Origin of the sequence: Streptomyces sp. C36 (assembly GCF_040932295.1) — a bacterium.
GTDB classification, from domain to species: Bacteria; Actinomycetota; Actinomycetes; order Streptomycetales; family Streptomycetaceae; genus Streptomyces; species Streptomyces triculaminicus.
Genome location: NZ_JBFQGI010000012.1, coordinates 55765 through 75103 on the forward strand (window position 1 = coordinate 55765; position 19339 = coordinate 75103).

The 19339-nt window shown below is 75.5% G+C and carries 18 protein-coding genes; 11 read left to right on the forward strand and 7 right to left on the reverse strand.

The features are described 5' to 3' along the window. Window positions 1-53: 53 nt before the first annotated feature. A complete protein-coding gene (locus AB4K12_RS29275) occupies window positions 54-1223 on the forward strand; it encodes an ROK family protein (protein WP_368437624.1) in 1170 nt (389 codons plus the stop codon). A 7-nt stretch (window positions 1224-1230) separates the two neighbouring features. On the opposite strand, the gene AB4K12_RS29280 is transcribed toward AB4K12_RS29275, so the two are convergent. Beyond that, a complete protein-coding gene (locus AB4K12_RS29280; protein ID WP_368437626.1) occupies window positions 1231-1980 on the reverse strand; it encodes a GntR family transcriptional regulator in 750 nt (249 codons plus the stop codon). Between the two features lie 195 nt (window positions 1981-2175). Between AB4K12_RS29280 and AB4K12_RS29285 the strand changes: the two genes are divergently transcribed. From AB4K12_RS29285 to AB4K12_RS29310, 6 genes are all read left to right on the forward strand, one after another. Beyond that, on the forward strand, window positions 2176-2934 hold the full coding sequence (locus AB4K12_RS29285; RefSeq protein ID WP_368437628.1) for an SDR family oxidoreductase: 759 nt from the start codon (window positions 2176-2178) through the stop codon (window positions 2932-2934). Window positions 2935-3060: 126 nt separating this feature from the next. Beyond that, complete coding sequence (locus AB4K12_RS29290) at window positions 3061-3945, forward strand: alpha/beta fold hydrolase (RefSeq protein ID WP_368437630.1); 885 nt, start codon at window positions 3061-3063, stop codon at window positions 3943-3945. Window positions 3946-4006: 61 nt separating this feature from the next. Beyond that, window positions 4007-5371: an NAD(P)/FAD-dependent oxidoreductase gene (locus AB4K12_RS29295; RefSeq protein WP_368437632.1), complete on the forward strand. Its 1365-nt coding sequence runs from the start codon at window positions 4007-4009 to the stop codon at window positions 5369-5371. A gap of 106 nt (window positions 5372-5477) precedes the next feature. After that, window positions 5478-6884, forward strand: a complete 1407-nt coding sequence (locus tag AB4K12_RS29300) for an N-acetyltransferase family protein (protein WP_368437634.1) — start codon at window positions 5478-5480, stop codon at window positions 6882-6884. Window positions 6885-6918: 34 nt separating this feature from the next. Next, complete coding sequence (locus AB4K12_RS29305) at window positions 6919-8604, forward strand: DUF885 domain-containing protein (protein WP_368437636.1); 1686 nt, start codon at window positions 6919-6921, stop codon at window positions 8602-8604. A gap of 35 nt (window positions 8605-8639) precedes the next feature. After that, entirely contained in the window at window positions 8640-9506 is an 867-nt protein-coding gene (locus AB4K12_RS29310; RefSeq protein WP_368437638.1) for an ATP-grasp domain-containing protein, read from the forward strand. Window positions 9507-9694: 188 nt separating this feature from the next. Here AB4K12_RS29310 and AB4K12_RS29315 read toward each other — a convergent pair whose 3' ends face one another. Then, a complete protein-coding gene (locus tag AB4K12_RS29315) occupies window positions 9695-10183 on the reverse strand; it encodes a rhodanese-like domain-containing protein (protein WP_368437640.1) in 489 nt (162 codons plus the stop codon). A gap of 94 nt (window positions 10184-10277) precedes the next feature. On the opposite strand from AB4K12_RS29315, the gene AB4K12_RS29320 reads away from it, so the two are divergent. Continuing rightward, window positions 10278-10766, forward strand: a complete 489-nt coding sequence (locus AB4K12_RS29320) for an Lrp/AsnC family transcriptional regulator (protein WP_207248318.1) — start codon at window positions 10278-10280, stop codon at window positions 10764-10766. Here AB4K12_RS29320 and AB4K12_RS29325 read toward each other — a convergent pair. From AB4K12_RS29325 to AB4K12_RS29340, 4 genes are all read right to left on the reverse strand, one after another. Further along, window positions 10714-13830 carry an AAA family ATPase gene (locus AB4K12_RS29325; RefSeq protein ID WP_368437641.1) on the reverse strand — a complete coding sequence of 1039 codons (3117 nt, stop codon included), beginning with the start codon at window positions 13828-13830 and terminating at the stop codon, window positions 10714-10716. The genes AB4K12_RS29320 and AB4K12_RS29325 overlap by 53 nt on opposite strands. Next, window positions 13827-14993, reverse strand: coding sequence for an exonuclease SbcCD subunit D (locus AB4K12_RS29330; RefSeq protein ID WP_368437642.1), 1167 nt, complete (start codon window positions 14991-14993; stop codon window positions 13827-13829). Before AB4K12_RS29330 ends, AB4K12_RS29325 begins: the two co-directional genes overlap by 4 nt. 251 nt (window positions 14994-15244) lie before the next feature. Then, window positions 15245-15955, reverse strand: coding sequence for a class I SAM-dependent methyltransferase (locus tag AB4K12_RS29335; protein WP_368437643.1), 711 nt, complete (start codon window positions 15953-15955; stop codon window positions 15245-15247). 149 nt (window positions 15956-16104) lie between these two features. Further along, window positions 16105-16728, reverse strand: coding sequence for a YigZ family protein (locus tag AB4K12_RS29340; protein ID WP_207248322.1), 624 nt, complete (start codon window positions 16726-16728; stop codon window positions 16105-16107). Between the two features lie 64 nt (window positions 16729-16792). On the opposite strand from AB4K12_RS29340, the gene AB4K12_RS29345 reads away from it, so the two are divergent. Further along, window positions 16793-17200 (forward strand): CoA-binding protein, encoded by a 408-nt coding sequence (locus tag AB4K12_RS29345; RefSeq protein WP_368437644.1) that lies wholly within the window; start codon window positions 16793-16795, stop codon window positions 17198-17200. An 84-nt stretch (window positions 17201-17284) separates the two neighbouring features. Then, window positions 17285-17779, forward strand: coding sequence for a GNAT family N-acetyltransferase (locus AB4K12_RS29350; protein ID WP_086571638.1), 495 nt, complete (start codon window positions 17285-17287; stop codon window positions 17777-17779). 4 nt (window positions 17780-17783) lie between these two features. Here the strand turns inward: AB4K12_RS29350 and AB4K12_RS29355 are convergent, their stop codons facing one another. Then, window positions 17784-18356, reverse strand: coding sequence for a helix-turn-helix domain-containing protein (locus AB4K12_RS29355; protein WP_368437646.1), 573 nt, complete (start codon window positions 18354-18356; stop codon window positions 17784-17786). Window positions 18357-18463: 107 nt separating this feature from the next. On the opposite strand from AB4K12_RS29355, the gene AB4K12_RS29360 reads away from it, so the two are divergent. Beyond that, on the forward strand, window positions 18464-19330 hold the full coding sequence (locus tag AB4K12_RS29360; RefSeq protein ID WP_368437647.1) for an EamA family transporter: 867 nt from the start codon (window positions 18464-18466) through the stop codon (window positions 19328-19330). Window positions 19331-19339: the final 9 nt, after the last annotated feature.

The window sequence follows — 19339 nt, forward strand, 5'->3', positions numbered from 1 at the left end:
CACCGGATACGATCCGTGCGGGCAAAGGGCACGCAAAGCGAGGAGGCGGCACGTTGGGGCGGCTCACCGGCGGGGATCCGTCTCTGCTGCGGCGGATCAATTCGGCCGTGGTACTGCACGCGTTGCGTGCCGCCGAGGCGCCCACGCTCACCGACCTGGTCAATGTGACGGGGCTGTCCCGGCCGACCGTCGAGGGCGTGGTCGAGGGCCTGATGGACACGGGTCTCGTGGTGGAGGCGGCGGTCGACGAGAACGCCGCCCGCCGTCAGGGACGGCCGGCCCGGCGGTTCCGGTTCCGGGTGGAGGCCGGGCATCTGCTGGGCATCGAGATCGGCCCGCACCGCATCGCCGCGCTGCTGGCGGACCTGGGCGGGCGGGTGCGGGGCTCCGCGCACGTGGAGGTCTCCGAGACCGCGTCCGCCGACGAACGGCTGGACCACGTGCGGGTCGCCGTCGCCGACCTGCTCAAGCGGTCGGGGGTGGCGCGCGCCTCGCTGCGCGCGGTGGGGGTGGCCAGCCCCGGCATCGTGGAGGCGGACGGGACCATCCGGCTGGGCACGGCGCTGCCGCAGTGGACGGGGCTGCCGCTCGGCGAGCGGCTGCGCCGCTCCTTCCGGTGCCCGGTGCTGGTGGAGAACGACGCGAACGCCGCGGCGGTGGCGGAGCACTGGAAGGGCGCGGCCGTCGGCTCGGACGACGTGGTCTTCGTGCTGGCGGGGCTGAGCCCGGGGGCCGGCTCGCTGATCGGCGGGCGGCTGCACCGCGGGTTCGGGGGCGCGGCCGGGGAGATCGGCGCGCTGCACCTGCTGGGGCGGGAGGCCACGCCGGAGGAGGTGCTGTCGACCACCGGGGAGCCGCTGCACCCGCTGGACGAGGCGCAGGTGGCGCGGGTGTTCACGCTCGCGGGGCAGGGGGACGCGGGGGCCAGGGCGGCCGTGGAGCGGTATCTGCGCCGACTGGTGCACGACGTGGCGGCGCTGGTGCTGGCGCTCGACCCGGAGCTGGTCGTGGTCGGCGGCTGGGCGGCCGGTCCGGCCGGCGTGCTGGAGCCGCTGCGCCGGGAGCTGGCCCGCTACTGCCTGCGGCCGCCGCGGGTGGAGCAGTCCCTGCTGGGCGAGGCGGCGGTGGCGACGGGCGCGCTGCGGCTGGCCCTCGACCACGTGGAGGAGCGGCTCTTCGCGGTCGAGGGCACGGTGACGGCCCGGCGCCGGTCGGGGGTGTGACGGCCGGTCAGACGGCGAGGAGCTCGACGTCCGCCCCGGCCGGGTCGGCGAAGGTGAGCCGACAGGTGTCGGCCCGGTAGGTGGCCACGGCGACGGCGGCGGTACGGCCGTCGGCGACGTAGCGGGTGGTCACGACGAGCACGGGGGCGCCGGGCAGCCGGTCGAGCTGCTTGGCGTCGTCGGCGCGGGCCGAGCCGAGCTCCACGGACCGGTCCTGGCCCTCCAGGCGCAGGCGCTGCAGCTCGCGCAGCACGGCGCGGGCGCGGGCCGGGCCGGCGGGGGCGTCGATGGCGGCGAGGCCCGGGACGCTCCCAGCGGGTACGTACAGCGACTCGGCGGCGACGGGCTGGCCGTGGGTCCTGCGGTGCCGTCGCACGGTGTGCACCGGCTCGTCGGGGGCGGTCTCCAGCAGGTGGGCGACCGCCGCGGGCGGGGCCTCCTCGGTGCTGTCGAGGGACTGCCAGGCGTCGGCGGCGGTGCCGGGCCAGGCGTGCCCGGCGTCGGCGACGGCCACCCCCATGCGCGGCGGGGCGACGGTGGTGCCCACGCCCCGGCGGCGCTGCAGGCGCCCCTCGAGCTCCAGCTGTTCGAGGGCCTGGCGGAGCGTGGCCCGGGCGACGCCGAAACGGGCGGCGAGCTCACGTTCGTTGGGCAGGATCTCGCCCACGGAGAACTCGGAGTCGAGCGCATCGCTCAGGACGGTCTTCAGGTGCCAGTACTTCGGTTCCGGTACCGATTCCAGCCGCGTGGTCCCCACCCTGATCCTCCGCAAAGCTTTTCGCGCGCTTCTTTATTAAAGGTTGTTGCAGTATGCCTGCGACCATAGGACGGCCTGCCGACTTGGTCAAGACCAATGGCCTCCGCCGCCGCCACCTCCTGTGACCTCGGGTACGGTGACGGATCATCGGCGGATCACCGGTGAGAACGGTCGAGAGCGGTGGGGAGCGCGGCGGTGGAGCGTACGGAGGGCCCGGTCACGGTGGTCACCGGGGGCGGCAGGGGCATCGGTGCGGCGGTCGCGCTGCGGCTGGCCCGCGACGGGCACAGCGTGGGCATCGGCTACGAACACGCCCGCGAGGCCGCCGAGAAGACGGCGGCCGCGGTGCGGGCGGAGGGTGTGGCGTGCGTGGTGGCCCAGGTGGACACCAGCGACGAGAGCCTGGTCGACGCCTTCTTCGACACCGTCAAGGAGCGGCTGGGGCCGGTGACCGGGCTGGTCAACAACGCCGGGATCACCGGGCTGTTGGGCCGGTTCACCGAGACCCCGGTGGAGCGGATGCGCCGCGTCGTCGACGTCAATGTGACGGGCGCGCTGATCTGCGCCCGGCGCGCGGCCCTGGAGATGTCCACGCGGCACGGCGGACGCGGCGGCGCCATCGTGAACATCTCGTCCGGCGCCGCGACGCTGGGCAGCCCCGGCGAGTACGTGCACTACGCGGCGAGCAAGGCCGCCGTGGACGCGATGACCATGGGGCTGTCCAAGGAGCTCGCCCTGGAGGGCGTCCGGGTCAATTCGGTACAGCCTGGGATGATCGTGACCGATATCCACGCCGCGATGGGCGACGCCCAGCGGCCGTGGCGCAATGCCGAGCGGGTGCCGATGGGCCGCCCGGGCGAGCCCGAGGAGGTCGCCGGGGCGGTGGCGTGGCTGCTGTCGCCGGAGGCGTCGTACACCACCGGTGCCGTGCTGCGGGTGGCCGGAGGCCTGTGACGGCCGGCGCCGCGGGGGCGGTCGCGGCACCACGGGGCCGCCCGCGCCGCGCGAGGTCTACCCAGCGGTAACCGTTGCTGACATCCTGTCTCGGTACGTCGCCCCCACGGATGACGAGGAGCTCCCATGGCCGAGACGCTCTCCTTTCCCATCGACCCCGCCGGGCAGCACACGGCCGAGGTGGTCTACGAACGCGTCGGCGGCGGTGAGCCGCTGGTGCTGCTGCACGGCATCGGCCACCACCTCCAGGCCTGGGATCCGGTGGTGGGCATCCTCGCCGCCGAGCGTGACGTGATCGCCGTCGACCTGCCCGGCTTCGGCCGCTCCCCCGGGCTGCCCGCCGGCGTCACCTACGACCTGGCCGGCGTGGTCCCGGTCCTGCGTGCCCTCTTCGAGACCCTGGGCCTGGAGCGGCCGCACGTCGCCGGCAACTCCCTGGGCGGGCTGATCGCACTGCAGCTGGGGCACGAGAAGCTCGTACGGTCCGTCACCGCGCTCGCCCCCGCCGGATTCTGGACCGAGGCCGAACGCCGCTACGCCATCGGCATGCTGCTGGGCATGCGGCATGGTGCGCTGCGCCTGCCGGACGGGGCCGTGACCCGTCTGGCCCGCTCGGCCGCCGGCCGGGCGGCGCTGACCGGCGCCATCTACGCCCGCCCCGGCCGCCGTTCCCCCGACGCCGTCGTCGCCGAGACCCGGGCGCTGCGCGAGGCCACCGGCTTCGAGGCCACCCTTGCCGCCGGAAGAACCGCCGGCCTGTTCACCCACGACCTGCCGGACCTGCCGGTCACCGTCGCCTGGGGCACCAAGGACCGGATCCTCCTGCACCGCCAGGGCGTCCGGGCCAAGCGCGTCATTCCCGGCGCCCGGCTGGTGCGGCTGCCCGGCTGCGGGCACGTGCCCATGAACGACGACCCGGCGCTGGTCGCCCGCGTCATCCTCGACACCTCGCGCCCCGGCGCCTCACGCCGAGCGGCTGAAGCCGGGACGGCGGGGCGCGTCGGACGGTGACGCTCCCCCGGCGCGGTGGGATGGTGGGCACCCGGAGCCGACGCGGGAGAGGGTGCGTGCCGTGACCGAGCAGGTGGACGTCGTCGTCATCGGAATGGGTCCGGGCGGCGAGCACGTGGCCGGCGAGCTGGCCGGCACCGGCCTGGACGTGGTGGGCGTGGAGGCCGAACTGGTCGGCGGCGAGTGCCCGTACTGGGGCTGCGTGCCGAGCAAGATGATGATCCGCGCCGGGAACCTGCTGGCCGAGGCCCGGCGCGTGCCCGGCATGGCGGGCTCCGCGAGCGTCTCCCCCGACTGGACGCCGGTGGCCGCCCGCGTCCGCGACGAGGCCACCGACGACTGGGACGACCGCGTCGCCGCCGACCGCTTCACCGGCAAGGGCGGCCGGCTGGTGCGCGGGCGCGGCCGGCTGGCCGGCCCGGGCCGGGTCGAGGTGGACGGCCGGGTCTTCGCGGCCCGGCGCGGGATCGTGATCGCCACCGGCACCCGGCCGCAGATCCCTCCGGTGCCGGGGCTGGACGAGGTGCCGTACTGGACCAACCGGGACGCGATCGCCGCGAAGGAGAATCCGCGCTCGCTGCTGGTGCTCGGCGGGGGCTCGATCGGCCTGGAACTGGCTCAGGTCTACGCCCGCTTCGGCACCCGGGTGACCGTGGTGGAGGCGATGGACGGCCTGATCCCGGCGGAGGAGCCCGAGGCGGGCGCGCTGGTGGCCGAGGTTCTGCGCGCCGAGGGGCTGACGCTGCGCACGGGCGCGCGGGCCTCCCGGGTGCGGCACGGCGGCGACGCGTTCACGCTGGTGCTCGAGGACGGCGAGGAGCTGACCGGCGACCGGCTGCTCGTCGCCACGGGCCGCCGGGCCGACCTGTCCACGCTGGGCCTAGACACGGTCGGCCTGGACCCCACGGCACGCTGGCTGAGGACCGACGGGCAGCTGCTGGCGGCGCCCGGGCTGTGGGGCGTGGGCGATGTGACCGGGCACGGCGCCTTCACGCACGTGGCGATGTACGAGGCGGACATCGCCATCCGGGCAATCCTCGGCGAGGGGGGCCCGGACGCCGACTACCGCGCCCTGCCGCGCGTGACCTTCACCGACCCGGAGGTCGGCGCGGTGGGCCTGACCGAGAAACAGGCCCGCGAGAAGGGCCTCACGGTGCGCACGGGCCTGTCCCCCGTGCCGTCCTCGACGCGCGGCTGGATCCACAAGGCCGGCAACGAGGGCCTGGTCAAGCTGGTCGAGGACGCCGACCAGGGCGTGCTCGTCGGCGCCACCACGGCCGGCCCGACGGGCGGCGAGGTGATGTACGGGCTGGCGGTCGCGATCCAGGCGCGGGTGCCCGTCGAGGAACTGCGGCACATGATCTACGCCTACCCGACGTTCCACCGGGGCGTGGAGGAAGCGCTACGCGATCTGCGCCGCGACTGAGCCGATCGGGTTGTCCTGAATCATCCGGCACCGGGCGCAATGGTCCTTTACTTGCGGGACACAGGGAGTTCGTGATCACGCAACACCGCTCGGCCAGGGTGGTGTCATGACCGACGAGACCCTCGCGAAGAGCTCCCCCCGGAACCGCCACCACTGGCGCCGGGACCTGGCGGAACTGGCCGCTGTGTTCACGGCGGTCGCGGCCGCGCACTCGGTGGCCGGCACGGTCGTGCACGGTCCCCACGGCCCCTTCCTGCTGGTCGCCTCGGCGGCCGCGCTGTTGGCCGCGGCCGGCTTCCACGTCTGGTGGTCGCGGCGCCGGGGCCACGCGCCACCGCCCGCCGGCGCGCCCGGGGCGCCGTCCGATACGGGCGCCACGGCGCCGCCGGCCGGCTCCCCGGGGCCCGGGGAGGGCGGCACGGCGCTGTGGCGGATGCGCACGACCGTCCGCGACGAGCCGGGCAGCCTGGCCGCCCTGTGCCTGGCGCTGGCCGGCCTGCGCGTCGACATACTGTCCCTGCAGACCCACCCGCTGGCCGACGGCACCGTCGACGAGCTCCTGCTGCGCGCCCCGGCGGCACTGGCCGCGACCGACCTGGCCGGGGCAGCCGCCGGCGGGGGCGGCCGCGAGACCTGGCTGGAGCGCGCCGACGCCCACGACCTCGTCGACGCCCCGACCCGGGTGCTGGGCCTGGCCACCCGCACCGCGCTGGATGCCGCCGAACTCCCCCTCGCCCTGCGCCAGTTGCTCGGCCGCTGCACGATCCGCTCGATACCGAAGCGGCCGGTGCGGGGCGGCGGCCCGGGCGCCGAGCCCGTACCCGAGGACGGCGCGTGGGAGGGGACGGTGATGCGGCTACGCGACCCCTCGGGCGGGACGGTCACCATCGAGCGCCCGTATCTGCCGTTCACCCCCACCGAGTTCGCGCGCGCCCGCGCCCTGGTCGAGCTCGACGCCCGCCTCGGTCCGCGCGTACCGCCGCGCAGCGACGTCCTGACGCTTCCGGAGGGCAACGAGATCACCGTCCGCCGCGCCGACGCCGCCGACCTCGGCGCCGCGATCGCGATGCACGAACGCTGCTCCCCGGCCACCCTCTCGCGCCGCTACCACGGCCCCGTCGCCGACGCCGACCGCTATCTGCGCCACCTGCTGAGCCCGCGCTTCGGCCGTACGCTCACCGCCCACACCGCCTCCGGCCGGCTGGTGGCGCTGGGCCATCTGCTGTGGGACGGCGACGAGACCGAGGTCGCGCTGCTCGTCGAGGACGACTGGCAGCGGCGGGGCGTCGGCCGGGAACTGCTCGGCCGCCTGGTGGCCATGGCCCGCGAGGCGGGCTGCGAGAGCGTCTACGCCGTCACCACCGCCTCCAACACCCCCATGGTCGCGGCCATGCGCGCCCTCGGCCTGCCGCTGGACTACCAGATCGAGGAGGGAACCCTCGTCATCACCGCCCGGCTCGCCCCGGTGCGCCCGGCGGCCGACCGGCCCAGCGCGGGGACGCGGCAAAGGTGATGACGCCGCCGCTCGTCCGTACGAGGATGTGCGCATGCCCGACACCACGAGCGCCCCTCTGCCCCGCCAGGTCGCCGACGCCCATGTGAGCGCGTACACCGAACTCGACCCGATCACCGGCACCTACCTGGGGGTGCCGGAGTCCGCGCGCCGCCTGCCGGACTTCTCGCCGGCCGGCATGGACGCCGTCGCCGAACTGGCCCGCACGACGCTGCGGCGGCTCACCGAGGCCGAGGGCCGGCCGGGCGCCGACACGGACGCCGAGCGCCGCTGCGCCCGCCTGCTGCGCGAGCGGCTGACGGCCCAACTCGCCGTGCACGAGGCGGGCGAGCACCTGCGCACGGTCAGCAACCTCCACTCGCCGCTGCACGCGGTGCGCGAGGTCTTCACGCTCATGCCCGCGGACACCGCCGAGGACTGGTCGGCGATCGCCGAACGACTGCACGCGGTGCCGGCCGCGCTCGAGAGCTACCGCGCCGCGCTCGCCGAGGGGCTCTCCCGCGGCCTGAAGGGCGGTCCGCTCCAGGTCACCACGGTCCTCGGGCAGCTGAACGAGTGGATCGGCACCGGCACCGGCTGGTTCGGCGACTTCACCGCCCCCGGGCCCGAGGAGCTGCGCACGGAGCTGGACAAGGCGGCCGGCGTCGCCACAGGCGGCCTGGCCGCGCTGCGCGACTGGCTGCGCGCCGTCTACGCGCCCGCCGTCGAGGGCGCGCCCGACGTGGTGGGCCGCGAGCGCTACGCCCGCTGGTCGCGCTACTGGAACGGCACCGACCTCGACCTCGACGAGGCCTACGCCTACGGCTGGTCGGAGTTCCACCGGATCCTGGGCGAGATGCGGGTGGAGGCGGAGAGGATCCTGCCGGGCGCCCGGACGCCGTGGGAGGCGCTGGCCCATCTCGATGTGCACGGCACCCACGTCGAGGGCGTCGAGGAGGTTCGCGTCTGGCTGCAGGAGCTGATGGACGAGGCGATCGAGGCCCTGGACGGCACCCACTTCGAACTCGCCGAGCGGGTCCGCCGCGTCGAGTCCCGCATCGCCCCTCCCGGAGGCGCCGCGGCCCCCTACTACAGCCAGCCCTCGGAGGACTTCTCCCGCCCGGGCCGCACCTGGCTGCCCACGATGGGCCGGACCCGCTTCCCCGTGTACGACCTGGTGTCCACCTGGTACCACGAGGGCGTGCCCGGACATCACCTCCAGCTCGCCCAGTGGACGCACGTCGCCGACCGCCTCTCCCGCTACCAGGCCACGCTCGGCATGGTCGCTGCCAACTGCGAGGGGTGGGCGCTGTACGCGGAGCGCCTCATGGACGAACTGGGCTTCCTCACCGACCCCGAGCGGCGCCTGGGCTACCTCGACGCCCAGATCATGCGCGCGACGCGCGTGATCGTCGACCTCGGCATGCACCTGGAGCTGGAGATCCCCGGCCACTCCCCCTTCCACCCGGGCGAGCGCTGGACGCCGGAGCTGGCGCGGGAGTTCTTCGGGATGCACAGCGGCCGTCCGGCGGACTTCGTCGACAGCGAGCTGGTCCGCTACCTCGGCATGCCGGCCCAGGCCATCGGCTACAAGCTCGGCGAACGCGCCTGGCTGACCGGCCGCGAGGCGGCCCGCGCGGCCCACGGCGACGCCTTCGACGCCAAGGCCTGGCACATGGCGGCCCTCTCCCAGGGCTCTTTGGGCCTGGACGACCTGGTCATCGAGTTGTCGGCCCTGTAAGGGCGACGGTGAGGGAGCCGGTTAGGGTGCCGGGCATGGCACCAGTGATCATCTTCTGCGCCGATCCGCTCCGGCCCCGGCGGGCGGATCCGCACGTCGCCGACGAGGTGCTCGCCGCCCGCGCGCAGGGGCTGCGCACCGCGCTGATCGACCACGACGCGCTGCTCGCCGGCGACGCGACCGCCGCCGTCGCCGGTGTGCCGCGCGAGGCGGGCACCGCGTGGTACCGGGGCTGGATGGTGCCCTCCGGACGGTACGCCGAGCTGGCCGGCGCGCTCGCCGCCCGCGGGGTCACCCTGCTGACCTCGCCGGACGACTACCGCCGCGCGCACGAACTGCCCGGCTGGTACGCCACGTTCACCCCCGTCACTCCGGCGAGCGTCTGGCTTCCGGCCGCGCCGGGCGAGGCCCCGGGCCCCCGGGAGCTCGCGGCCCTCACGGCCCCGCTCGGGGGCGGCCCCGCGATCGTGAAGGACTTCGTGAAGTCCCGCAAGCACGAGTGGCACGAGGCGTGTTACGTCCCGGACCTCGCCGACACGGACCGGCTGGCCTCGGTGGTGGCCCGGTTCGTCGCACTGCAGGACACCTTCCTCGCGGGCGGTGTCGTGGTGCGGGCCTTCGAGCGCTTCACGGAGGCGGGCGAGGCCCGCGTGTGGTGGGTGGACGGGCGCCCCGTCCTCACCACGGCCCACCCGGACCGTCCCGGCCTGCGGCCCGAGCCCGTGCTCGACGCCGTGGCGCCCCTCGTCGCGGCCCTGGGCTGCCGCTTCGTCACCACCGATCTCGCCCCGCGCGAGGACGGGGTGTGGCGGGTGGTGGAGGTGGGGGACGGCCAGGTCAGCGACCTGCCGCGCGGGACCGGTCCGGAGCCGCTGCTGTCCGCCCTGGCCGGGGTCCGGTAGGGGAGGCCGGCCGGTGGCGGCCCTAGGGCGTGTCCGATGGGTCGGCACGGGCCCTGCGGCGCCTGGCACGGCACCTCGCCGCGTTGTCGCATCACCCAAGGACGCCCAGTCCGAGGGCGACGCTCCGCCTTGCGATCCACCGCACCAGACACCGCAGGACCCGCACCCACCCATCGGACACGCCCTAGTCAGCAGCCGCAGTCGCCGCCGTCGACCGGCGCCGTCAAGGGGTCCGGTGCGAGCCGGCGGCTGCCCTCCCAGGTCTCGACCTCGTACCCCTCGCGGATCCAGTACTCGATGCCGCCGAGCATCTCCTTGACGCGGTAGCCGAGCCGGGCCAGGGCGAGGGCGGCGCGGGTGGCACCGTCGCAGCCGGGGCCCCAGCAGTACACGACGACCGGGACCGCCGGGTCGAGGACCTCGGCGGCCAGCCGCGGGATCTGCGCGGTCGGGAGGTGGACGGCGCCGGGGACGTGGCCCTGGTCCCAGGCCTGTGTGGAGCGCGAGTCGACGACCGCGAAGTCCGCGGCGCCCGCGGTCAGCGCGGCGTGGACGTCGGCGACGTCGGTGTGGAAGGCGAGGCGGGCGGCGAAGTAGGACGCGGCGTCCGCGGGGGCGGCGGGCGGGACGGCGAGGACGGGGCTGGGGGCGGCGTGGGGGGCCGTGCGCGATGTCATGGCGGAAAAACTACGGTGCATGATCATCCAACGGAACGGTCAATCCCCGGCAAAACTCTTGATGATCCGGGGATTCCACTGCTAGACATCGCACATGACCGGCTATTCCCCCGACGCCACCGACTGGCGCATCCTCGACGCCCTCCAGAGCAACGGCCGCGCGGGCTACGCCGAGTTGGCGCGCACCGTGAACATGTCCTCCAGCGCCGTCACCGAGCGCGTCCGGCGCCTGGAGGAGGCCGGCGTCATCAGCGGGTACACCGCCGTGGTGGACGCCGACCGGCTCGGCATGCCGGTGCTCGCGTTCGTCCGTCTGCGCTACCCGAACGGAAACTACAAGCCCTTCCACGATCTCCTGGACACCACGCCCGAGATCCTCGAGGCGCACCACGTCACCGGCGACGACTGCTTCGTGATCAAGGTCGCGGCCCGGTCGATGCGCCATCTCGAGGAGGTGGCGGGGCGCATCGGCGGGCTGGGCTCGGTGACCACGAGCGTCGTCTACTCCTCGCCGCTCCCCCGCCGTGCGCTCAGCTCCCGGCCGCCGTCCGATGCCGCACGGCCGAACCCGACCGCTCCTTGACCACCTGCAGCTGAGCCGGGACGCGCTGCCGGAGATCGGCGACGTGGCTGACGATGCCGACCGTGCGGTCGCGCTCGCGCAGCGAGTCCAGCACGTCCAGCACCTCGTCCAGAGTCTGCTCGTCGAGGCTGCCGAAGCCCTCGTCGATGAAGAGCGTGTCCAGCCGGACGCCTCCCGCCTCCTCGGTGACCACGTCGGCGAGGCCGAGCGCGAGCGCCAGCGACGCGAAGAACGTCTCGCCGCCGGAAAGCGTCGCGGTGTCGCGTTCGCTGCCCGTCCAGGCGTCGACGACGTGCAGCCCCAGGCCGGAGCGGCCGCGGCCGCCGGCCCTGGCGTCGGAGTGGACGAGGGTGTAGCGCCCGGAGGACATCCGCCGCAGGCGCGCGGTCGCGGCCGCCGCCACCTGCTCGAGCCGGGCGGCCAGGACGTAGGACTCCAGGCGCATCTTGCGTTCGTTGCGCGCGGAGGTGCCCGCGGCGAGCGCGGCCAGCTCGGCCACCCGGTGGTGTTCCGCGCGCAGCGGGGCGAGCGCGCGGGCGTCGGAGACGGCCTCGGCGGAGAGCCGGTCCAGCTCGTCGCAGCGGGTACGGGCGGCGGCGTCCTCGGCGGACGCCTGCCGCAGCGCCCGCGTCGCCTCGGAGACGTCCGCGAGCGCACCGTCCGGGTCGGCCGGCGGGCGCCCGGCGGCCACCAGCGCGCTCTCGTCGGCCAGCTCCGCCGCGACGGCCAGTTCCTCGCGCTCCCACCGCTCGAGCCGCTGCCGCAGCTCGTGCCGCGCGGCGGCGTTCAGCAAGGCCTCCGCGGCCAGGCGCGGGGTGTCGAAGCCGGCGCGGTAGGCGGCGTCGGCGAGATGGGCGTCGGCCTCCTTGCGGCGGTCGGCCGTACGGTCGGCCTCCCGCGCGGCGGCCGCGGCGGCGGCGAGACGGCCGAGCCGCTCCTGCAGCAGAGCGGCGCGCCGGGCGACGGACTCCGAACCGCCGCGCGCCTGCGTCACCTCCCGTTCCAGGGCGGCAAGCTCCCGCTCGAGCCCCTCCCTGCGGGTCGCGTGGGCGGCGATGCGCAGCCGGGCCTCCTCCTGCCCGGAGCGCCGGCGCTCGTACTCCCCCTCGGCGCTGTGGAGCGCCTGGCGGGCGGCGTGCAGGGCCGCGCCGGCACGGCGGGCCTCGGCGTGGGCGCGCTCCAGGTCCTCGACGAGGGCGGCGAGTTCGGCGGCGGTGGCCTCGCCGGCGTCGGCGGTGGCCACGGCGAGGGCCTCGCCCAGCGGCCGCAGCACACCGGCGGCCTCCTCGCGCGCCTCCTCGGCACGCCGGCTCGCCGCCAGGGCGGTCTCCTCGGCCCCGCGGTCCACCTGGCCGGCACCCGCGCGGGCCGGGGCGGGGTGCTCGGTGGCGCCGCACACGGCGCACGGGGCGCCGGCGGCGAGGCCGGCGGCCAGTTCGGCGGCGATGCCGCGCAGCCTGCGGTCCTTGAGGTCCAGCCAGTGTTCACGGGCGGCGGCGGCCTCGTCGCGGGCGTCGCGCAGCCGGGCCTCGGCGGCGTCGGCCTCGTGGACGAGGCGGTCGCGGCGGCGGGCGGCGTCGAGCCGCCTGCGCTCGGTCTCGAGCCGTCCGCCGAGCTGCTCGGCCCGGCCGAGGGCCTCCTGCGCCTCGTCGACGCGCCGCTGGTGGGCGCGGCGGGCGGTCTCCCAGGACGCGAGCCATTCGGCGGCGTCGGCCAGGACGTCCTCGTCGGCGGCGGCCGCCCGCTCCAGGCGCGCGGTCTCGGCGACGATCTCCTCGGCCCGCTCCTCGGCACGCCGGGCGGCGGCCAGCGAGCCGAGCTCCTCGCGCAGCGCGCGCTCGAGGGCGGCGAGCTGTTCGGCGCCGGCTTCGTGGTGGCCGGCGGGCAGCAGGGCGCGGGCCTGCCGTTCGGCCGCGGCGGCGGCCGCGTGCTCCTCCTCGGCCCGGGCGCGCAGCGCGAGCGCGGGCGCGACGTCCTCGGCGGCGTGGGCCCGCTCCAGCCGCTCGCGCAGGGCGTCGCGTTCGGCACGCCGTTCCTCGAGCGCCTCGGCACGCCGCAGGGCCTCGGCGTGCCGCCGCTGCAGCCGGTCCAGCTCCCGGGCCTCGTCGGCCCGTGCCTGTGCGGCGCGGTGTTCGCGCTCGGCGGCGCGCAGGGCGACCCCGGCGACGTCCCGCCGCTCGCGGGCGTTCGTCCGGGCCAGGGCCGCCCACTCCAGCACGGCCTCGGCCAGCCCCGGGTCGCCGGGCGCGAGCGGCGGCTCGCCGGCGCGGGGGGCGGGCACGGAGGACCGGCGCGTCCGTCCGGTCCCGCGCGGCGCCGGGGTCGTGGCGCGGCCGGTGCCGGCCGACGCGGTGGCGGGGGCGGGGGTGCCCATCTCGGGCAGGGAGGCGTCGCCCGCGGCCTGCCGCATCCGGTGGCCGAGGGCCAGCAGGCGCTCGTCGCCCGCGCGGACCCGTGCCTCGGCCGCGCGGCGCAGCTCGGCGAGGCGGTCCTCTACGGCGGCGAAGCGGCCGGTGTCGAAGAGGCGGCCCAGCAGCCCCGCGCGGGCGGCGTCCTCGGCGCGCAGGAATCGGGCGAACTCGCCCTGGGGCAGCAGGACGACCTGGCAGAACTGCTCGCGGCTCATGCCGAGCAGCTGGGTGATCTCCTCGCCGATCTCCTGGAGCGAGCGGCTGAGGGCCTTCCACTCCTCGCCGGCGGCCCGCTCGCGCAGGGCGCCGTAGGCCTTCTCGCGGGTGGTGCCGGTGCCGCGCTTCTTGGGGCGCAGCTGCTCGGGCCGCCGGGTGATCTCCAGGCGGCGGCCGCCGACGGTGAGTTCCAGGACGACCTCGGTGGGCGTGCCGGCGTCGGCGTGGTCGCTGCGCAGGGTCAGGCCGGCGCCCTGGCGGGAGCCGGGGACCCCGCCGTAGAGGGCGTAGCAGACCGCGTCGAGGACGGAGGTCTTGCCGGCGCCGGTGGGGCCGTGCAGCAGGAAGAGCCCGGCGGCGGACAGGTCGTCGAAGTCGATGCGCTGGGTGCCGCCGAAGGGGCCGAAGGCGGTGATCTCGAGCCGGTGGAGCCTCACCGGGCCACCTCGCCGGTGACGTCGGCCAGGCGTACGGAGTCCAGCGCGGCGGTCAGCACGGTGCGCTCGCCCTCGTCGGGGCCCAGGCCGCCGCGGACGTGGGCCACGAAGTCCTCGGCGATCTGCCGGTCGGTGCGGCCGCTGAGCCGCTGGGCGTAGGAGGCGAGGGGGTCCTCGGGGGCGCGGTCGGGTTCGAGGACGAGGCTGAGGGTGTGCGGGAAGCGGCGGGCGAGGCGGGCCATCGGCTCGTCGGGGCGCACGGCGTCGGTGAGGGTGGCCTCCACCCAGGCGTCCTCGTGGCGCTCGAGGCCGGGGTCGGAGAGCAGGTCGTCGAGGCGGCCGCGGATACGGGCGAGGGGGCGCGGGACGGGGCAGTCGATCCGCTCGGCGCTCACCGTGCCGTCGCCGCCGAGGTCGACGAGCCACATGGTCTTGCGGTGGTCGGCCTCGGAGAAGGAGTACGCGAGGGGGGAGCCGGAGTAGCGGATCCGGTCGGTGATGGTCTGGCTGCCGTGGAGGTGGCCGAGGGCTGTGTAGTCCACCCCTCGGAAGACGTCGGCGGGGACGGCGGCGACGCCGCCGACGGTGATGTCGCGCTCGCTGTCGCTGGCGGCGCCGCCGGCGACGAAGGCGTGGGCGAGGACGACGGACCGCGTCCCGGCGGGCCGGGCGGCGAGGTCGGCCCGTACCCGCTCCATGGCGGCCTCCAGGACGGCGGTGTGGCCGGCCCGCTCGGCCGCGAGCTCGTCGCGGACCAGGGCGGGTTCCAGGTAGGGCAGGCCGTAGAGGGCGACGTCGCCGTGGTCGTCGGCGAGGATCACGGGGGTGCCGCAGGCGGCCGGGTCGGTGCGCAGGTGGATGCCGGCCCGCTCGATGAGCCCGGCGCCGACGCCGAGGCGGCGGGCCGAGTCGTGGTTGCCGGAGATCATGACGGTGGGCACGCCGAGCTCCGCGAGGCGGTGCAGCGCCTGGTCGAAGAGCTCGACGGCGGCGAGCGGCGGCACGGCGCGGTCGTAGACGTCCCCGGCGACGAGCACGGCGTCGACGGCGTGCTCGCGCACGGTCCGCACGAGGTGGTCGAGGAAGTCGCGCTGGGCCCGCAGGAGGCTCACTCGGTGGAAGGACCGCCCCAGGTGCCAGTCCGAGGTGTGCAGCAGCCTCACAGGGCGACTCCGACCCGCATGGTTTCGTTCCTCCGCACCCTGTTCAGCGATGACCCGTCGCCCCTAGTTTCGCATCCGCCGCCGGGGCGGGGTCGTGGGTTCTCCCTCACGGCGGGCGGCCGGGCCGCGAGCGGCCGGACTCGGACGGCCACCTGATCGAGGCACCCGCCGACCGTCTCGATCTCACTCTTTTCCGCGAATCCGCCAATCCGCCGATCCGCTGATCCGCCGATCCGCGACCGGGCCGGGCGTCAGGCGGCGTCCGCCGCCCGGGCGGCGTGCCGGGGGACGCGCAGGTGCCAGACCCGGGCGGGCGGCAGGTTGCGCCACACGACGCTGGCGCGCCCGGCGTGGCGGCGGGTGAAGTCCTCCAGCAGGTCCGTCACCTCGCGGTGCCGGGCGGCCTCCCCGCGGCCGCCGACCAGCGAGCGGGTGGCGTGGGTGCCCAGGTAGGCGAAGAAGGTCAGGTGCCCGCCGGGGACGAGGACGGTCAGGTAGCGGTCCAGGATCGCGCGGACCTCCTCGGGCTCGAAGTTGGTGAAGGGCAGGCAGGAGACGATGACGTCGTAGCCGTGGTCGACGCGCATCTCGGTGATCGACTCAGGGATGATCCGGATCCGGTCGGCGGCGGCCGACAGGGCCGGGTCGGTACGCAGCGCGCCGTGCAGGATCTCGACGAAGCGGGGGTTGATCTCGACGACGTCGAGCCGGTCGGCGGGGCCGACGGCCCCGGCCAGCACCCGCGTCACCGGTCCGGTCCCGGCGCCGGCCTCCAGCACCGCGAGGGGCCTGCGCGGTCCGCCTGTGGCGGCGAGCGGCACGGCCAGCCGCTCGGCGAGCCGCCTGCTGCTCGGCGCGACGGCGCCGGTGGTGCGGAAGGTGCGGGCCGCCTCGCGCAGGAAAGCCGGCCATGGCGCCGAAGTCGGCTGCGGGGGCATGGAGTTGGCTTGCTTGAGATCCATGACCATGAAACTTAGGGGCCGCACGGGCCCGCACCGTCGGCCCGCGGACGACGCGCTCCCCCTGCCGAAGGAGGGGGTAGCGTAGGCAGACTGGCCGGCTGGGCACGAGTGAGGCCGCCCCGCGGGCTCCCCCGCCCGGAGGGGTCCGGTCAGGCGTCCCCGTAGGCCTCGCCGCCGAGCTCGAGGACCGCCGTGCCGGCCGTGGCGTCGGCCAGCCAGGAGCGGAACGCCGCCAGGTCCGCCTCGGGCAGGCCGACCTCGATGCGTACGCCCTCGCCGTAGCTCACCTCGCGCACCGCCCGCCCGGTGGCCCGCAGGTCGTTCTCCAGCTTTCCCGCCCGCTGGTGGTCGACGGTGACGGTCACCAGCCGGAAGCGCCGGCGGGTCACCGTCTCCACGGTGTCGAGGGCCTCGCCGACCGCTCCTCCGTACGCCCGGATGAGGCCGCCCGCGCCGAGCTTGACGCCGCCGAAGTAGCGGGTGACGACGGCGACGACGTAGCGCATGTCGCGCCGGAGCAGCATCTGCAGCATGGGGACGCCCGCCGTGCCGCCCGGCTCGCCGTCGTCGCTCGCCTTCTGCACGGAGCCCTCGGCGCCGATGACGTAGGCCCAGCAGTGGTGCCGGGCGGTCGGGTGCTCCTTGCGGATGCGCGCGATGAAGGCCTGCGCCTCCTCCTCGGTCGCGGCCGGTGCGAGCGCGCAGATGAAGCGCGACTTGTTGATCTCGATCTCGTGCACGCCCTCGCGCGCGACCGTCCGGTACTCCTGCATCCCGCCAGCCTAAATCCTCTCCGGATCTTGGGAATGGTCGGGCCGGGCGGGTCGTTGAGCGGGCATGTACGCAGAACCGGGGATCATCCGGAAGATCATCGAGGGGACCGGCGACACCTGGGCCGTGGTCGGTCTGTCGTCCAACGAGCGCCGCCCGGCCCACGGCGTGGCCGCGGTCCTGCAGCGGTACGGCAAGCGCGTCGTGCCGGTGCATCCCAAGGCCGAGACGGTGCACGGCGAGCGGGGGTACGCCTCGCTCGCCGAGATTCCCTTCCCCGTCGACGTCGTGGACGTCTTCGTACGCTCCGAGCTCGCCGGCGCGGTCGCCGACGAGGCGGCCGGCATCGGCGCGAAGGCGGTCTGGTTCCAGCTGGGCGTGATCGACGAGGAGGCGTACGCACGCACCCGCGACGCGGGCCTGCTGATGGTCATGGACCGCTGCCCGGCGATCGAGATCCCCCGCCTGCGCTGAGCACCCGGGGGGCGCCGAGCACCGGGGGGCGTCGAGCACCGGGGGGCGAAGTGGGCCCGGCGGGCCGTGCGTTAGCGTCGGTTCATGATCACGACACGCCGGGCCCGGCCCGAGGACGCCGCCGAGATCGTGCGGCTGCGCAGGCTGATGTTCGCCGACATGGACGGCCGGGACTCCCCCGGCGCATGGGAGCGCGACGCCGTGGAGATCGCCCGGCGGCAGCTCGCGGCGGACGGGCCGGGCCTCGGCGGTTTCGTCGTGGACGGGGCGGCGGAGGCGGGCGGGCACCATCTGGCCGCCTGTGCGGTGGGGCGCGTCGAGGAGCGGCTGCCCGCTCCGGGGCACCCCACCGGGCGGTTCGGGTTCGTCTTCACGGTGTGCACCGACGCGCGCTACCGCGGGCGCGGACTGGCCCGCGCGACGACCGAGGCCCTGCTGGACTGGTTCGCCGAGCAGGGGGTCACCCGCGTCGACCTCCACGCCACGCCGGACGCCGAACGCCTCTACCGGAGCCTGGGGTTCGCCGAGCACTCGATGGCGCTCTCCCTCGACGTGTCCGGGCGGGCCCGGCCCGCCTGAGCGGTCAGCGGGCGGGCGGGACGGCCACGACCATCGTCATCTCGACGGGCTCGGTGCCGTCGTTGCGGTAGGCGTGCGGGGTGTTGGCCTCGAACGTCGCGGAGGTGCCCGCCGGGACCTCGTGCTCCTCGCCGTCGACGACGAGCGTCAGCCGCCCGGACCGTACGGTCAGCATCTCGACGGTGCCCGCCGGGTGGGGGTCGGAGGTGCTGTCGTCGCCGGGCATGATGCGCCAGTCCCACAGCTCGAGCGGTCCGCGCACATCGGTGCCGACGAGCAGCGACGTGTGGCTGCCGGCCTCGGTGGACCACATGCGCACCACCTGTTCCTGGGGTACGAGCCGGACGTGCGAGCCCTGCTCGTAGTCGAGGAGGGTGGTGATGCTGACGCCCAAGGCGTCGGCGAGCTTGACCGTGGTGCCGACGCTGGGGTTCGTACGGGCCTGCTCGATCTGGATGATCATGCCGCGGCTGACCCCCGAGCGGGCCGCGAGGGCGTCGAGGGTGAAGTGGCGCTCACCGCGCCAGCGCTTGAGGTTGCGGGCGAGCGACTGCGTGAGCTGGTCGAGGTCCGTCACGTGAATCGATCCGTCCAGTCCAAAATATTATTGGTGATAGTCGAGCAGGGTGTACTACGGTGGCGTGGACCCCACCGGCCACCACACTGTACTGCGAGGTTCTCCCCATGACACCGGTCTTCGCCCTGGCCACCAGCCTCCTCTGGGGGCTGGCCGACTTCGGCGGTGGGCTGCTCACGCGGCGCATGCCCGCCCTGACCGTGGTCCTCGTCTCGCAGCTGCTGGCCGTGGGCGCCCTGGGCGCGATCGTGGTCGCCACGGGCGGCTGGTCGGAGGCCGGGCCCCAGCTCTGGTACGCGGTGGCGGCCGGCGTCGTGGGCCCCGCGGCCATGCTCGCCTTCTACCGGGCGCTGGCCCTCGGCCCGATGGGAGTCGTCTCGCCGCTGGGCGCGCTCGGCGGCGTCGCCGTGCCGCTGGGCGTCGGCCTCGTCCTCGGCGAGCGGCCCGGAATCCTGCAGTTCGCCGGCATCGCGGTGGCCGTGGCCGGCGTCGTCCTCGCCAGCGGCCCCGGGATGGGCGGCGCGCCCGTACAGCGGCAGACCCTGGTGCTCACGCTCGTCGCCGCCTTCGGCTTCGGTTCCGTGATGGCGCTGATAGCCGAGGCCTCGCACAACCTGACCGGGCTGTTCCTCGCCCTGTTCGTCCAGCGCGTGTGCAACGTCGTGGTGGGCGGCGGCGCGCTCTGGGCCTCGGTGCGCCGCGGCAACCCCGCCCTGCCCGAGGAGGGCTGGAGCGCGATCCGCTCGGCGCTGCCCGCCCTCGCCTTCGTCGGCCTCGCGGACGTGGCCGCCAACGGTACGTACTCCATCGCCGCGAACCACGGCCCCGTCACGGTGGCCGCGGTCCTCGCCTCGCTCTACCCCGTGGTCACCGCCCTCGCCGCCCGCGGCGTCCTGCGCGAACGGCTGCGCACGGTCCAGGCGGCGGGCGCGGGCCTGGCGCTCGTCGGCACGGTCCTGCTGGCGACGGGCTGAGCCGGCCCG

Bases quoted from the DNA above. Each gene is read 5' to 3' on its own strand.
- AB4K12_RS29305 (WP_368437636.1), top strand. From the start codon at position 6,919: ATGCCCGACACCACGAGCGCCCCTCTGCCCCGCCAGGTCGCCGACGCC.
- AB4K12_RS29290 (WP_368437630.1), top strand. From the start codon at position 3,061: ATGGCCGAGACGCTCTCCTTTCCCATCGACCCCGCCGGGCAGCACACG.
- AB4K12_RS29320 (WP_207248318.1), top strand. From the start codon at position 10,278: ATGACCGGCTATTCCCCCGACGCCACCGACTGGCGCATCCTCGACGCC.
- AB4K12_RS29350 (WP_086571638.1), top strand. From the start codon at position 17,285: ATGATCACGACACGCCGGGCCCGGCCCGAGGACGCCGCCGAGATCGTG.
- AB4K12_RS29335 (WP_368437643.1), bottom strand. From the start codon at position 15,955: ATGGATCTCAAGCAAGCCAACTCCATGCCCCCGCAGCCGACTTCGGCG.
- AB4K12_RS29310 (WP_368437638.1), top strand. From the start codon at position 8,640: ATGGCACCAGTGATCATCTTCTGCGCCGATCCGCTCCGGCCCCGGCGG.
- AB4K12_RS29315 (WP_368437640.1), bottom strand. From the start codon at position 10,183: ATGACATCGCGCACGGCCCCCCACGCCGCCCCCAGCCCCGTCCTCGCC.
- AB4K12_RS29345 (WP_368437644.1), top strand. From the start codon at position 16,793: ATGTACGCAGAACCGGGGATCATCCGGAAGATCATCGAGGGGACCGGC.
- AB4K12_RS29360 (WP_368437647.1), top strand. From the start codon at position 18,464: ATGACACCGGTCTTCGCCCTGGCCACCAGCCTCCTCTGGGGGCTGGCC.
- AB4K12_RS29300 (WP_368437634.1), top strand. From the start codon at position 5,478: ATGACCGACGAGACCCTCGCGAAGAGCTCCCCCCGGAACCGCCACCAC.
- AB4K12_RS29340 (WP_207248322.1), bottom strand. From the start codon at position 16,728: ATGCAGGAGTACCGGACGGTCGCGCGCGAGGGCGTGCACGAGATCGAG.